Annotated in this window: 13 protein-coding genes; 9 read left to right on the top strand and 4 right to left on the bottom strand. The window is 63.9% G+C overall.

What is annotated here, in order from left to right; all coding sequences use genetic code 11:
* Nucleotides 1-54 precede the first annotated feature (54 nt).
* The 5 genes from ACR9ZN_RS03705 to ACR9ZN_RS03685 all read left to right on the top strand — a co-directional run bounded on the left by ACR9ZN_RS03705 (nt 55) and on the right by ACR9ZN_RS03685 (nt 5365).
* Nucleotides 55-1089, top strand: a complete 1035-nt coding sequence (locus ACR9ZN_RS03705; protein ID WP_481271397.1) for an NADP-dependent oxidoreductase — start codon at nt 55-57, stop codon at nt 1087-1089.
* A gap of 227 nt (nt 1090-1316) precedes the next feature.
* Nucleotides 1317-2306, top strand: coding sequence for an ABC transporter substrate-binding protein (locus tag ACR9ZN_RS03700; RefSeq protein ID WP_481271948.1), 990 nt, complete (start codon nt 1317-1319; stop codon nt 2304-2306).
* A gap of 47 nt (nt 2307-2353) precedes the next feature.
* The gene (locus ACR9ZN_RS03695; protein ID WP_454817770.1) at nt 2354-3262 is read left to right on the top strand and encodes an ABC transporter ATP-binding protein; all 909 of its coding nucleotides are present in this window, start codon (nt 2354-2356) and stop codon (nt 3260-3262) included.
* Nucleotides 3259-4143, top strand: coding sequence for an ABC transporter permease (locus ACR9ZN_RS03690; protein WP_454817772.1), 885 nt, complete (start codon nt 3259-3261; stop codon nt 4141-4143). Before ACR9ZN_RS03695 ends, ACR9ZN_RS03690 begins: the two co-directional genes overlap by 4 nt.
* A gap of 151 nt (nt 4144-4294) precedes the next feature.
* Nucleotides 4295-5365, top strand: a complete 1071-nt coding sequence (locus ACR9ZN_RS03685) for an LLM class flavin-dependent oxidoreductase (protein WP_481271396.1) — start codon at nt 4295-4297, stop codon at nt 5363-5365.
* Nucleotides 5366-5474: 109 nt separating this feature from the next.
* On the opposite strand, the gene ACR9ZN_RS03680 is transcribed toward ACR9ZN_RS03685, so the two are convergent.
* On the bottom strand, nt 5475-5990 hold the full coding sequence (locus ACR9ZN_RS03680; protein WP_481271395.1) for a hypothetical protein: 516 nt from the start codon (nt 5988-5990) through the stop codon (nt 5475-5477).
* Between the two features lie 153 nt (nt 5991-6143).
* Nucleotides 6144-7484, bottom strand: coding sequence for an aspartate aminotransferase family protein (locus tag ACR9ZN_RS03675; protein WP_481271394.1), 1341 nt, complete (start codon nt 7482-7484; stop codon nt 6144-6146).
* 351 nt (nt 7485-7835) lie between these two features.
* Between ACR9ZN_RS03675 and ACR9ZN_RS03670 the strand changes: the two genes are divergently transcribed.
* Nucleotides 7836-8705, top strand: coding sequence for a DeoR/GlpR family DNA-binding transcription regulator (locus tag ACR9ZN_RS03670; protein WP_434960684.1), 870 nt, complete (start codon nt 7836-7838; stop codon nt 8703-8705).
* Nucleotides 8706-8919: 214 nt separating this feature from the next.
* Complete coding sequence (locus ACR9ZN_RS03665) at nt 8920-9870, top strand: helix-turn-helix domain-containing protein (RefSeq protein ID WP_454817780.1); 951 nt, start codon at nt 8920-8922, stop codon at nt 9868-9870.
* A gap of 87 nt (nt 9871-9957) precedes the next feature.
* On the opposite strand, the gene ACR9ZN_RS03660 is transcribed toward ACR9ZN_RS03665, so the two are convergent.
* Both ACR9ZN_RS03660 and ACR9ZN_RS03655 read right to left on the bottom strand, forming a co-directional pair.
* Complete coding sequence (locus ACR9ZN_RS03660; protein ID WP_481271393.1) at nt 9958-10917, bottom strand: phosphotransferase; 960 nt, start codon at nt 10915-10917, stop codon at nt 9958-9960.
* Nucleotides 10917-11870 (bottom strand): phosphotransferase, encoded by a 954-nt coding sequence (locus ACR9ZN_RS03655; RefSeq protein ID WP_481271392.1) that lies wholly within the window; start codon nt 11868-11870, stop codon nt 10917-10919. The genes ACR9ZN_RS03660 and ACR9ZN_RS03655 overlap by 1 nt, the downstream gene beginning before the upstream one ends.
* 321 nt (nt 11871-12191) lie before the next feature.
* Between ACR9ZN_RS03655 and ACR9ZN_RS03650 the strand changes: the two genes are divergently transcribed.
* Together ACR9ZN_RS03650 and ACR9ZN_RS03645 are read left to right on the top strand one after the other, a co-directional pair.
* Entirely contained in the window at nt 12192-13592 is a 1401-nt protein-coding gene (locus ACR9ZN_RS03650) for an amidase (RefSeq protein WP_481271391.1), read from the top strand.
* 7 nt (nt 13593-13599) lie between these two features.
* The gene (locus ACR9ZN_RS03645; RefSeq protein WP_481271390.1) at nt 13600-14826 is read left to right on the top strand and encodes an allantoate amidohydrolase; all 1227 of its coding nucleotides are present in this window, start codon (nt 13600-13602) and stop codon (nt 14824-14826) included.
* Nucleotides 14827-14836: the final 10 nt, after the last annotated feature.

Raw genomic sequence — 14836 nt, 5'->3', positions numbered from 1 at the left:
TTCCGTGGCCGGAACGAGCGTTTTGAAACAGGTTAAATGGAGGCCGGCTTGATCATGACGACGTCAACCCTTGTAAATCGGCGAATAGTGCTCGCTTCCCGGCCCGTCGGTGCACCTTCGCCCGACAATTTCAGGTTCGAGGATGTGCCGGTCCGCGAGCCTTCGGAGGGGCAGCTCCTTCTCCAGGTCCTCTATCTCTCGCTCGATCCCTATATGCGCGGCCGCATGAGCGCGGCCAAATCCTATGCCAAGCCCGTGGCGATCGGCGACGTCATGGAAGGGGGCACCGTCGCCCGCGTGATACGCTCGCGCCATCCCGATTACAGGGAGGGCGACATCGTGCTCTCCCATTCCGGCTGGCAGAGCTTCGCGCTTTCCGATGGCGCGGGGTTGCGCAAGCTCGACCCGCAGGCGGCACCGGTGAGCACGGCGCTCGGGGTGCTCGGCATGCCCGGCTTCACGGCCTATGCGGGTTTGTTGACGATTGGCCAGCCCAAGCCAGGTGAGACCGTCGTCGTTGCCGCCGCATCCGGCGCCGTCGGCTCGGTTGTTGGTCAGATTGCCCGGATCAAGGGCGCCCGCGCCGTCGGTATCGCCGGTGGCGCGGACAAATGTGCCTTCGTGCGGGATGAACTCGGCTTCGATGCCGTGGTCGATCACCATGCTCCCGATTTCGGCGCGCAGCTCGCTGCTGCCTGCCCCGAGGGGATCGACATCTATTTCGAGAATGTCGGCGGCCGGGTATGGGATGCGGTGTTTCCGCTGCTCAACGATTTTGCCCGTATCCCTGTCTGCGGCTTGATTGCGCAATACAATGCAGGCCCCGATGCCCATCCCGGCCCCGACCGCCTGCCGCCGGTGATGCGGGATGTCCTGAGCAAGAGCCTTCTCATCCGCGGCTTCATCCAGCGCGAATTCGCCGACCAGCGCCCGGCCTTCTATCGGGAGGCGGCGGAATGGATCGCCTCGGGGCGCCTTCGCTACAAGGAGGATATCGTGGACGGGTTGGACAAGGCGCCCGAAGCCTTTATCGGGCTGCTCGAAGGTCGCAATTTCGGCAAGCTCGCCGTGCGTGTTGCCCCCGAATAGCGTCCGAGCCTCTCCCTCGAGAGCCGGGCTATCCCGCGGGGTCGGCTCGCCGAATGGGCATTGGCCGGTCTCGATCCTGGGCTGCGTGCAAACAAACAGCGAGCCGGGCAGCCTATCGGCGGCGCGAATCGCTGTTTCGCATAAAATTGACTAATTCAATAGACTTTCTATATTTGAGAGGATTCTGAGCGACGAGCGGGTGTTTCATGAAACGTCATTTGCGGGCGATGGTTGGGGTGCTGGCCGGCGCGGGGTTGCTGATCGCCTCAGCGGCACGGGCCGAAGAGGGCAAATTGCGCATCGCCCAGCAATTCGGCGTCGTCTATCTCACGCTTAATGTCGCACAGGCGCAGAAGCTGTTCGAAAAGCACGGCAAGGCCACAGGCATCGACATCAATGTCGAATTCGTCAAGCTCTCGGGCGGGGCGGCGGTGAACGATGCGCTGCTATCGGGCAGCATCGACATTGCGGGGGCAGGCGTCGGACCGCTGTTCACGCTGTGGGACCGCACCCACGGCAGGCAGAACGTCAAGGGCGTCGCCTCGCTCGGCAATTTCCCCTACTACCTCGTCACCAACAACGCCAATGTGAAGACGATTGCCGACTTCACCGACAAGGATCGCATCGCGCTGCCGGCCGTCGGCGTTTCGGTGCAATCGCGCATCCTGCAATGGGCCTCGGCCAAGCAATGGGGCGATGCGGATTATGCCAGGCTGGACCAGATCTCGGTCGCGCTGCCGCATCCGGAAGCCGCCGCGGCGGTGATCAAGGGCGGCACCGAAATCACGGCCCATTTCGGCAATCCCCCGTTCCAGGAACAGGAACTCGCCGAAAATCCGAAGGCCCACATCGTTCTCAAATCCTATGACGTGCAGGGTGGGTCGGCCTCCTCGACGGTGCTCTACGCCACGGAGAAATTCGTCAAGGACAGCCCCAAGACCTACAGGGCCTTCCTCGACGGTCTCGATGAAGCCGCCAAGTTCATCCGCGACAATCCCGAGGCGGCGGCCGATATCTATCTGGAGGTGACGGGCGCCAAGACCGACCGGAAGCTGCTCCTGCAGATCATCAAGAACCCGGAAGTGAGCTTCAAGATCGCCCCCGACAACACGCTGGGGCTCGGCCAGTTCCTGCACCGCGTCGGCGCCATCAAGAACGAGCCGAAGAGTCTTTCGGACTATTTCTTCGATGAGCCTCGCATTTCCGGCGGCAGCTGAATGCTTCGTTCCAAGGAAGACTTTGAGATGGGTGATCGGTAGACCGCATGACGGACAGCCTCCTGCACGGTTTTTCCAAGCCTGCTTTTCGCAGGCCGCGCGACGTTCCGCGTGCGCTGCAGCCCGTTGCCGAGAGCGCCTTGCCAGGGCCGCTGCTGCAGGCACGCTCGGTGACCCTGGAATATGCGACCCGCCATCAGGTCGTCCGGGCCACGCATAGGGTGGATCTCGATGTCTATGAGGGTGATCGTTTCGTCCTGCTCGGGCCGTCGGGTTGCGGCAAGTCCACGCTGTTGAAGGCGGCGGCGGGGTTCATCAGGCCGGTCGAAGGCGAATTCGTGCTCAGGGGGCGGCCGATACGCGCGCCGGGACCTGACCGCATCGTCGTCTTCCAGGAGTTTGATCAACTGCCGCCGTGGAAGACGGTGCTGCAGAACGTGGTCTTCCCGCTCGTCGCTTCGGGAAGCCTGCCGCGTCAGCGGGCGCGGGAGCGGGCCCTGCATTACCTTGACAAGGTAGGCCTCGCTGCCTTTGCAAACGTCTTCCCGCACCAGCTCTCGGGCGGCATGAAGCAGCGGGTGGCGATCGCCAGGGCGCTCGCCATGCAGCCGGAGATCCTCTTGATGGACGAGCCTTTCGCGGCGCTCGATGCCCTGACGCGGCGCAAGATGCAGGAGGAGCTGCTGCAATTGTGGGATGAGGTCCGTTTCACCCTGTTGTTCGTAACCCATTCCATCGAGGAAGCGCTTGTCGTCGGCAACCGCGTGGCGCTGCTCTCGCCGCGCCCGGGCCGGGTGCGCGCAGAGATCAACAGCCACGAATGGGACCTGACGAGCGTCGGCGGAACGGCCTTCCAGGCTGCGAGCCAGCGTATCCATCGCCTGCTGTTCGAGGAGGAGAGCGAAGAGGCGCAGGGGGCAGTCGAGGCGAGGGTCGGTTGGAGAGGGCGGGCATGAGTACGGCCGTGAATGGGCCGCTCGTTCCACCGGTCCGCCCGGAATTCGAGCACGACCTGGCGCCCTTCGTCGAAGTGGCGCTTGAACGCCGGCTGCCATTGGCGACCCGCCTGTGGCAGCAGGGTTGGCTGCGCAAGGGCCTGATACTCATCGTCCTCGCGCTCTTGTGGGAGATTTTGGCTCGCTATCAGGACAATGATCTGCTGTTGCCGACCTTCACGGCGACCGCACGGGCCTTCGCTGCTGATATGGCCAGTGGAGAACTACCCGAGCGGGTGCGGCTGTCGCTCCTCGTCCTCGTCCAGGGGTATCTCGCCGGTATCGTGCTCGCCTTCGCGCTGACCACGCTCGCCGTCGCCACCCAATTGGGCCGGGACCTTTTGTCGACGCTGACGGCCATGTTCAACCCGCTACCCGCCATCGCCCTGCTTCCTCTGGCACTGCTGTGGTTCGGGCTCGGTGCCGGCAGCCTGATCTTCGTGCTTATCCATTCAGTGTTGTGGCCGCTTTCCCTCAACATCTTCGCCGGTTTCCAGGCCGTGCCAGAGACCCTGCGCATGACGGGCCGCAATTACGGCCTGCGGGGCGTACGTTATGTTTTTCAGATCCTGGTGCCCGCTGCCTTGCCGGCGATCCTCTCGGGGCTGAAGATTGGGTGGGCCTTTGCGTGGCGGACGCTGATCGCGGCGGAACTGGTGTTTGGCGCCTCGTCCGGCAAGGGCGGGCTCGGCTGGTTCATCTTTCAAAACCGCAACGAGCTCTACACCGACCGTGTCTTCGCTGGCCTCGCCCTCGTGATCCTGATCGGTCTGGTCATGGAGAACGTGGTGTTCGCGACGCTGGAAAGCATCACCATCCGCCGCTGGGGGCAGGTGCGCTGACCTCGGCTTACCTCAAAGTCACATTCTAGGGGCGCGGGCGCTTCGGGCCATCGGGAATGATCAGGGAAAGACGAACCATGTCGAACAGGATCGCATGCCACGCCGGCAATCATGACGGCTCCGCAGCCATGGGCAATGGCAGGCCGAACCCATGAGTGGGACTGGCGAATATCTATGGTACATCCCCAATGACATCAGGGCCGGCCATCGCGGTGATTCAGCCGTCGAGGATCACAACAGCCTCGAAACGCTGACTCGTCAGGCCAGGGCCCTGGAGGACCATGGCTGGAAGGGGGCGCTGATCGGCACCGGCTGGGGCCGGCCCGATACCTTCACCCTCGCCACTGCCCTTACCGTGCGAACCTCGACCTTCGAACCGTTGATCGCCATCCGGCCCGGCTATTGGCAGCCGGCCCAGTTCGCCTCCGCCGCGGCCACGCTTGATCAACTGAGCGGCGGCCGCGTGCGCGTGAACGTCGTGTCGGGCCTGGATAAACTGGCGGCCTATGGCGATGCCGAGGGGGAGCAGGCGCATCGCTATGCCCGCACCCGGGAATTCATGCGCCTCGTGCGCAGGCTTTGGACCGAAGAGAACGTCACCTTTGACGGTGAGCATTTCCGGGTTGCCGCTTCCACTGCGGCGCCACGCATTTCCCCGCATGGCCAGCGTCGACATCCCAGGCTCTATTTCGGCGGCGCCTCGGAGGCGGCGGAGCGCGTGGCCGCAACCGAGGCCGATGTCCAGCTTTTCTGGGGAGAGCCGTTTGGCGGCGTACGGGAGCGGATCGAACGCCTCAGGGCCTTGAGCACGGCACTCGACCGCGATCTTCCGCCTTTGGAGTTCGGCTTGCGGATCACCACGCTGGTCCGCGACACGACGGAGCAGGCCTGGGCCGATGCCGAGGCGAAGGTCGCCGAGATGGCCAGGACCAATGGTGCCGGCTGGCATGACCATCGCCAGGCCGTCGCCGAGGGGCAGCGCAGGCTGCTCGATCTCTCCTCGCGCGGCGACGTGCTCGACGACAATCTCTATACCGCTCCCGGCAAGTTCGGCGGAGGCGGCGCCGGCACGAACTGGCTTGTCGGCTCGGCCGCCGATGTCGCCCATTCGCTGCGCAAATACCGGGAGCTCGGCATCACGCATTTCGTGCTTTCCGACACGCCCTATCTCTCCGAGATCAAGCGGCAGGGCAAACAATTGCTGCCGCTGCTGCGCGATTGATATCGACATCGAGCAACGCGGGATAAGTGCCATTTCTCAGAACGGCATCCTCGTATCCGCCCCAAAGGTCATTGGAATAAGGGACCAGGCGGCACATGCGACTCACAATTTATTGGGCGCGGATTCGATCCAGATTCTTCTTCTCGTTCCTATATGTCGCGGCAAAGGAAGTGCAGCTTCGTTGCGCGACCCTTCGCTGACCAGGGCGAGCCGGTACCGCCTGCTCCAGGCACTTGTCCAGGCGCCTTTTACTGTCGGCCGCCTTGCGTTCGGCAAGTCCGATATCATCGGCCTTCATATCCGCGGCGTTGGACTTGAAGGTGAAGCAGCTCTTGGACGGGCTGGTATTGCCGGTGTAATCGCAGTTTCCGAAGGTGAAATAGATGCGGCCACCGACATCGATGACCTCGTAGCCCCCCACATTGCGCTGATAGGTCACCCTCTGGAATTGCCGCAATTTGATGCAATCGGTGGGAAGCGGGCGTCCCGCTTTGATCTTGTCGAGGGAGACGAAAAGCGTACAGGCGGGCTGGCCAGGGTAGCGCGTGTATTTCTCGCCAAGCAACTGGGCCGATGCCGAAGTTGCTGCCGCAAGCGATAACGACAAGATCGCAAAGAGGGACAAACTATGCATGGCGCACTCCTACTTCCACTGTGATCGAACGAAACTGATCATTCAGGTGTGGAGTAAGTGAGGCCAACAGGCGGTTGCGGGACTTTTGGGCATGGCTTGGCGAAGGTTCGGACAGCCAGCAGCGGACGCGACGCCGCATTTTTCCTAGCCGCCGATCTGCTCCAGGACCGCATCACAATGGTCGACGAAGGCGTCAGCATGCTCCCTGCCGAAGCAGAGGGGCGGACGGATCTTCAAGGTGTTGCCATAGGCGCCCGCCGCGCCGATCAGGACCCCGCGCTCGCGCAGTCCGTTTATCATGGCACTGGCCGTTTCGGGCGCCGGGGTCTTGCTTTCGCGGTCCGTGACGAATTCCAGGCCGATGAACAGGCCGGCACCGCGAACTTCGCCGATGGCAAGATGCCGGTTGGCAATCTCCTGCAGGCCGTTGCGAAGATAGCGGCCGATCTCTCGGGCATTCTCGATGAGGCCTTCGTCCCGGATCACGTCGAGCACGGCGAGGCCCGCGGCGGCGGCCACGGGATTGCCGCCGAAGGTGTTGAAATACCTGTCGCGGGCGTTGAAGGCGGCGAGCAGATCCGGGCTCAGCGCCATGCCGCCCATGGGGAAGCCGTTGCCCATCGGCTTGCCCATGGTGACGATGTCGGGAACGATGCCGTGGCGCTGGAACCCCCAGAGGTCGTCGCCGGTACGCCCGAAGCCCGGCTGGACCTCATCGGCGATGAAGAGGCCGTCCTGGGCGTGCACGGCGGCGATGACGGGCGCCAGCAGGCCGGGCGGGTCGGCATAGACGCCATCGCTCGAGAAGATGGTGTCGGCGATCATGCCGGCAAAGCGGATGCCTTTGCCCGCCATGTCCACAATCGCTTCGGTCACGGCGGCGGCCATGGCCTCGCCGGGATGCTCGTCCGTTCTGCGGTAGGAATCCGGTGCCGACACGGTCCGCACATGCGGTGCAAGCGGGCGGCCCGGGCGCGAGGACGGCGAGATGTCGGTCACCGCCGCCGTGTTGCCGTGATAGGCCATTTCGGTCACGATGAAACCTGTGCCGCCAGTGGCCGCCTGGGCGACGCGCAGCGCAAGGTCGTTGGCCTCGCTGCCGGTACAGGTGAGGACGACATTGCCGATCGGCTCCGGCAGGGTCGCCAGCAGGCGCTCGGCATAGCTGTCGACGACCGCATTGAGATAGCGTGTGTGGATGTTCAGCGTGCCGACCTGCTGCCGGACGGCCTCGACCACACGCGGATGGCAGTGCCCGACGGAGGGCACGTTGTTGTAGACGTCGAGATAGCGCCTGCCATCCGCCCCCTGGATCCACACGCCCTCGGCGCTCACCGCCTCGATGGGCTCACGATAGAACAGCACGGCTGCTCGCCCGAAAGCACCCAGGCGCCGCTCCACCGCGCGGCGCGTTTTTTCGTCGCCGGGCGCGGCCGCCGCTGGGTCATAGGCGTTGAGGGCGAGGATTTCCTTCTCAATCTGCATGGCTGGTCCAGGCGGTTTCCGGTGGGGCTGACGGGCATCTCCCTGCGGGAGATGAGCAACTTTGCATCCAACATTGAATTGTGTGTGAGGTTCCACAATCTTTAAAGACGCTCAGCACACAGTTCGAAGAATATCGGTGTCAGACCGTACCTCATTTTGAAAATTATATAAAAACCGACATTTATTTTATCCATTTGGTCAAGAAACAGAATGGTTGAGAGAAGGCGGTAGCATGTGGATATGAGGAAGGTTCCGCATTTTTTGTGGACATTCCACATTTATTGGAACAAGATCATGGGAGAGGACGCCAAGTCCCGTTTCCAGCAGCGACGCCAACCGGTGGAGTGATCGATGGCAAGCGATGCACCGTCCGCGGAGAAGGAAGACAGACATTCCCGTTCGGCTCAGCCGAGCCAGGAACGCGACCGGCTTTCCAAGGAAGTGCGCCAGCAGCGCATCATCGCGCAGCTTTCCGCCGCACCGACCCTGCGGGCGTCCGAACTCGCCGCCGCCCTCGGTGTCTCCGGTGAGACTATCCGGCGCGACCTCCTCGAATTGCATGAACAGGGCCTGATCAATCGAACCTATGGCGGGGCTTCGCGTCCCTTTGCGCACGAACCCTCTCGTAGTGATCGCCGCCATGTGATGATCGCCGAGCGCGAAGCCATCGCCGCGGCGGTGTCGGCCATGATCCTGCCTAAGGAAGTGCTGATGCTGGGTGGCGGCACCACGACCTATCATGTCGCCCGCTTCCTGGCCGCCCGCAACCGCGACATCACCGTCATCACCCATGATTTCGCCGCCGCGATGGCGCTCGGCACCAACCCGACCATCCGCGTACTGTTCTGTGCCGGCCGCGTCCATGCCAGCGAAGGCTATCTGCTGGGATCGCAGACGATTGCCAGCATCAATGGCTACGAGGCCAATCGCGCCATTGTCGGCGCCACTGGCCTGGGTGCCCGTGGCATCTACGATGCCGACGAGGAGGCCGGTGCCGTCTATGCCGCCATGGTCCAGCGGGCCGCGGAGGCGATCGTGGTGGCCGATCACGCCAAATTCGACCAGCTCGCGGTCGCCATCTGCTCGCGCTGGGATGCGATCGATCGCCTGGTCACCGACAGGCAGCCGCAAGGCTCGCTCGCAGGCGGCCTCAAGGAGGCCGGCACGGAGATCATCGTTGCCGGACCGCGAAGCGAGAATACCGGGGAGGGGACGCGCTAGAGCATTTTCCAGAAAAGTTGACAGACTTTTCGATCAAGAAAAAGCGTTAAAACAAAGAGTTAGAGAAAGTTGCGATCCGCTAGAATCGCAACTTTCTCTAACCTCTCAGGCCAAGTGGCCGCAGAGCCATCGATAGGCCGAGTCTGCACCAGATTGCGGGCCGAACCCATAACAAGACCGAACACCATCCAGACAGATCGAACGGGGCCACCTCATGCATCATCCTGCCATCCGCACGCGACCCGCGGCATCACGGCCGATCCATATCGGCCGGCTCACTTTGGAAATCACGCAGGCCGAGGGAGAGCGGGTCTGTCATTGCGAGCCGGCCAGAGGTGCAAGCGAGGCCTGTTACATGCTCCTGGTTCCCCTGAGCGGGAGGCTGCACTATGCGCAGGCCGGCCGTACAGGCAGCGTGGGGGCCGGCGAGTATGGGCTGTTCAGCCAGATGGAATTTCACGAGTTCTCTGCCCAGGAGAACACCACGCTCATGGTGTTGCGCATTCCCGTGCTGGAACTGCGGGGGCGGATGACGTCGGTCGACGATCACATCGGCCGCCGCTTCGGAGCCAATGTACAGATGACGCGTCTCATGGTGGATCTGTTGCGCAGTGTTGCAGAAGTCTTCGCCGATTGCCCGCCGCCCAATCCGGAAGCGCTCGCCACCGAGATCTTCAGCTTCGTGGCGCTTGCTATCGGCGCGGAGGATCGCGGCTCGACCGTGGATGTGCGCAATGCGCGCTATCATCTGCGCCGGCGCATTTTCGAGTTTATCGAGAAGAATCTCGGCGACCAGGAACTGACACCTCGCAAGATCGCCGCCAGCAGCAGGATCTCACTGAGCTATCTCTACAGCCTGTTCAATGACGACGACACCACGGTGAGCCAGTTCATGCAGTTGAGGCGTCTGCAGCGGGCCTATGAGCTGCTGGTGGGCGATCCGGGGGGACGACTCACGGTCTCGGAGATCGCCTACCAGGTCGGCTTCAAGAACGTCTCGCATTTCTCGCGCAGCTTCAGCCGCCAGTTCAACATGGCGCCGCGTGATGCGCGGCGTACCGCGCAGGAGGTGCCAGAGCTGAAGGCGCCGCTGCCGGCCGTGGAGACGCAGGAGCGCCTGCCGCGCCATAGTTTCAGGTCTCACACCCTGCAGGCTTCGCCTTGATTGGGGGGCGGGTCTTCGGACCCGCCCAACCTTGCCCGCAGGTGCGGTGCATGAAAGGCTGGTCGCAAAACCAGCCCCCCAAGATGATCAGATCTGCCGCAGCCAGCTCTCCCACCGCGGGTCATACATGACCTGGCGCGCACGCATGTATTTCCACACGCCATATTTCTGGTAGTCGAAGTCCCAGCTGTTGAGCTTGCGGTTGACCACGGCCCAGCTCGCCCATTTGACGTCGGCCAGGGCGCGGTTAAGCATGACGCGGGCAACCATGTCGGGCCGGACCGAGCCGCAATATTCCTCGATGAGCTCCAGGGTCTTGCGCTCGTCGTAGAACATCTCGGCGAACAGCACACCGAGCTCATAGGCCCGTTCATTGTTGGAGGCGAACTCATAGTCGATCAGTTTCATCGGCCGCGAATTGGGGGCACCGTCGGCACTGATCAGGAAATTGCCGGGCATCGGGTCGTTGAAACAGGGTACGAGATCGAGCCCCGAGGCCAGGAAGGCGGTTTTGGCCTGGCGATAGCGGTGCTCGATCCAGGGCATGGCCGGCGGAAAATGGGCGCCGAGTTCGTGGCCCTGCTCGATATGCTCCTCGATCATGTCGAAGATGGTCTTGGTCAGGGACAGAGCCGGGCTGGCATGCAGGCGGCGATAGATGTCGAGCACGTCGGCCTGGATGGCCGGATCGGAGAAATCGGCATTGGTGCAAGCCCGGTAGCCGTTGAGGAATTCGCTGATCTCCAGGCCATCCGCCGCATCGAAGAACACCACTTCGGGCGCCACGTCGATCGCGTGGGCGTTGCGCGCGGCTTCATTGGCGGCGACGCGGTCGATGAACATCTCCGAGCCCGCACCAGGCACCTTGATGAAATAGCGCCTGGCATCGCCTTCGATCTCGGCAACCCAGTTCTGGTTCATCAAACCGCCGACCAGGGAGGTATAATGCACGCCGCGGCCTTGCCAGGACGGCACCCGGGCGACTGCTTGCTCGAGGCGATGTTCGGCTTCGCTGGCGGCTTCGCCGAGACGTTTCTTGACGGACATCAGATCCTCCGCAGCGCTTCGCCGAAACGGGGCGAATGCGCGGCCATGCGGCAGCGCACCAGGCGCCAGCTGGCGAATTTATGGAATTCCAGGGTGTTGCGCGGCGAGCGGGCGGCTACCAGGGTGCCGATCAGCCCCCAGCGCAGATCATCCGCCACGCCGTAGAGCCAGGCGCGGTTGTAGGCGGCCTCGTCGAAGCCGCCCTGGCTGCGGGCGAAAGCATCCCTCGCCTCCGGTTCCTGGTCGAAGGCTTCGGCGAGGAAGCTGCCGAGATCCTCCAGTGGGTCGGCATTCCCAGCCCTGTCCCAGTCGACCAAGCGGATCTCGCCAGCCTCGCTGATCATGATGTTGGAGACATTGCCGTCGCCATGGCTGGGCACCGGCGCCTTTCGGCCAGGCGCCAGCGCCTCGCCGGCATAGCGCAATTCCGCCAGCAGCCAGTCCGCATCGGCAGGCAATTGGCCTTTGGCCGCGCGAGCATCCCGGTGGAAGCGCTCGATCTCGTCGAACACGCTGCTGGTGCGGGAGAGCGCGGAGCTTTCCTGAAAACGCCGGCGCGCGACAAGAACGCGATCGACGATATCCTGTTCGAGCAGGCGCTCCAGCGTGGCGGTACGCCAGCCGGCGTCGAGGTCCTCCATCACCATGGCCCCCGTGCTCTCGTCCGCGAGGTAGACATGAGGACCGATACCGAGTTCGGAGGCCTGCCGCGCCGCCTGGAAGGCGCAGGCGACATCGATGTAGAAGGCGGCGTCGGGATGCATGAGTTTGACGAACAGGCTGTCGCCGCTTGCCTTGTCGCGGACCCGCCAGGGCGAGCCGTCGACGCCTCGCCAACTCGGTGAGGCAAGCACCGGTATGGCTGGTTCCGTCGTGATCGCGCGTGCTGCCCAGCCGGGCAGCTGTCGGACATGGGCCTCGGCCCGTGCCCGCTCCTCCTCGAACATACTCATTCCGTCGTCGGCCCCCGGAGCCTTTGTGGTGTCGCCAAGACCTTTGCGAAATCGCCTGGAATCACAAAGGCATGTCGAAACAAGGAACTAGAGCCGGAGCGTTTCGTTTGACGCACTTTGCCCTAGCGATGGTGATTTTGGAGGCTATGGCGCAAGCCATTGCCCCGATCCTATCTTCGCCGCGAAAGGCTGCGGTGAGGATGTCTGATGCTCCATGATTTCTTGTCCGGCAGACTGCGCCTCTACCCGAGCTTGGCCAAAACCCGTTAGGTCGAGCGGTATCACCGGTGCTCCTATCCGCGCCGGAACAGGGAGCCTTCCATGTCCATCACCAGCCTTGTCGCCATGAGTGTCGGTGAGATCGTCGACGCCTATGCGGCAGGGGAGCTTTCCCCGGTCGAGGTTACGCGCACGGTGATCGAACACGCCGAGGCGACCAATACCGCTGTCAACGCGCTGTTCTGCCTGCGGCCGGACGAGGCCCTCGCCACGGCCCGGGCCTCCGAGGCCCGCTATCGGGCCGGTACGCCCGCTGGTGTGCTCGACGGCATCCCGGTCACCGTCAAGGACAGCGTGGCCATGGTGGGCTGGCCCTACACCCACGGCATTGCCGCCAACCGAAACCAGCCGGCCTCGACCTACAATTCGCCGCCCGCCCTTGCCCTCATGGAGACCGGCGCCCCGATCTTCGCCAAGACGACCATGCCCGATTGCGGGTTGATGGCATCAGGCATCAGCTCGCTGCACGGCATCACCCGCAATCCCTGGGGCCTGTCCTGGAATACGGGCGGATCCTCCTCCGGTGCCGGTGCCTCGGTCGCGGCCGGCATGGGCTTCCTGTCTGTTGGAACCGACATTGCCGGCTCGGTGCGCCTGCCCGCGGCCCATTGCGGGCTCGCCTCGCTCAAGCCGAGCCACGGCCGGGTGCCGCATCTGCCACCCGACACCATGCGCATGGCCGGCCCGATGGGACGGCGGGTCGCGGACATCGCCCGCATGCTGAGCGTGCTGACGCGTCCCGACGAGCGCGATACCTGGAGCTTCCCGGGCGACGGCATGCAGTATCACCGGCATCTCGAACGCGACCTCAAGGGGCTGCGCATCGGCGTCCTTACCGATATGGGGTTCGGGCCGAAGCCGGAATCCGCCGTGCATGCAGCCGTAGAGGCTGCTGGCCGGTTGCTGGAGGGGGCCGGGGCTATCGTCGAACCCTTCGTCTCGCCGCTGGACCAGGACGCCTATGCCCCCATCGACCTCTATCTGCAGGTCCGCGGCTTCGTCGAATATAGCGACCTGCCTGCACATGACGGCAACGGTATCAATCAATACGTGCGGGATTGGGCCCTGCAGGGGGCTTCGCATTCGGGTGAGGATCTCTTTCGCAGCCTCAGCGCCATCACGAAGATGAAAGCGGTGCTGCTCGCCGCTTTCGAGGGCTGGGACTATGTGATCGCCCCGACCTTGCCGGTGGTGAATTTCCCAGCCGAGGAACCGGGCGTCTCGCGGGAGGTGCCGCTGGCCCATACCGTGTTCACGGCCCTGTTCAACCAGACCGGCCAGCCTGCCTCCACCGTCTGCACGGCCTTTGACGATCGGCATCTGCCGATCGGAATCCAGGTCATCGGCCATCGCTGCGACGATCTCGGCGTCTTGCAGGTGACCAAGGCACTGGAGGACCTTAGGTCAATCACCATGGACTGGCCGCTCCAGCCCCGGGCATGAGGCGAGCATGACCTCGACATTGAACAGCCTGCTGGAGACTTTTGCGCGGATCGGCGCCACGCCCGATGGCGGCGTCTGCCGCCTGACCGGAACATCGGAGGACGGGCAGGCCCGTGCGCTGCTTGCGGCGGAAATCAGTGGCCGCCAGCTCGCTCTGCATGTCGATCCCATCGGCAACATGTTCGGCATTGCCAGCCTGGCCCCGTCGTCGAAGGATGCGGTGGTCGTCGGCTCCCATCTCGACAGCCAGCCGACCGGCGGTCGTTTTGACGGCGTCTATGGCGTGCTGGCGGGCCTTCTGGCGATCGAGGCGGTCGCCGCGCGTGCGGCCGTCGAGCCGGGCAAGGCCAGGCGCAATCTCGTCCTGGCCAACTGGACCAACGAGGAGGGCGCCCGCTTCCAGCCGAGCCTGACCGGCAGTTCGGTCTTTGCCGGCACGCTTGCGCTCGATGCCGCCCTCGCTCTTGCCGACGGTACTGGCGTCACCCTGGGGGAAGCGCTAACCGCCATCGGCTATCGTGGCACCGCAGACCTGACCCTGGAACCCCGGCGCTATGTCGAGCTTCACGTCGAGCAGGGGCCGCTTCTGGAGGAAGAGGGGGTCGAGATCGGCGTCGTCACCGGCTGTTGGGCGGCACGCAAGCTGTCGCTGGTCTTTCATGGCGAGCCCTCACATACGGGCCCGACCCGCATGGCCCGCCGCCGCGATGCCCTGCGGGCGGCTGCCAGGGCGATCGAGCTGCACCACTGCCTGATCGAACTCAGCCGCACCGGCGCCCATGCGTCAGCGGCCCGCATCACCGTCTCTCCCAATTCGCCCAATGTGACGCCCAGCCGGGTCCAGGTCTGGTTCGAGTTCCGACATGAGGATGCCGCGATCGCCCGCGGGCTCGGCGACCGCTTTCTGGCCGAGACGCGGGCTGCAGTGGCGTCCTTGGGCGTCGACGTCGAGGTCGCGGCCGACGAGCAGCGCGGCACGGCAGCGCTCGATCCACATGGCGCAGCGCTGACCGCTTCGGTCGCCCGGGATCTGGGCTTTTCCTTGATGGAAATGAAGACGATCGCCGGCCATGACGCGCTTGCCCTCAACAAGTGCGTGCCGGCTTCATTGATCTTCGTGCCGAGCCGGGACGGCCTCAGTCACAACCCCGCCGAATTCACCGACGAGACCTCCCTCGACAAGGGGCTGGCAGTGCTCACGGAGGTGATCTGGCGCCTGGTGACGGAGGAGTAGGGGCGGGATG

It is taken from the genome of Labrys sp. HAY1-8F, from assembly GCF_056754975.1.
Note: the sequence above shows the minus strand (reverse complement) of the source record. Positions and strands in the feature narration are given on the sequence as shown.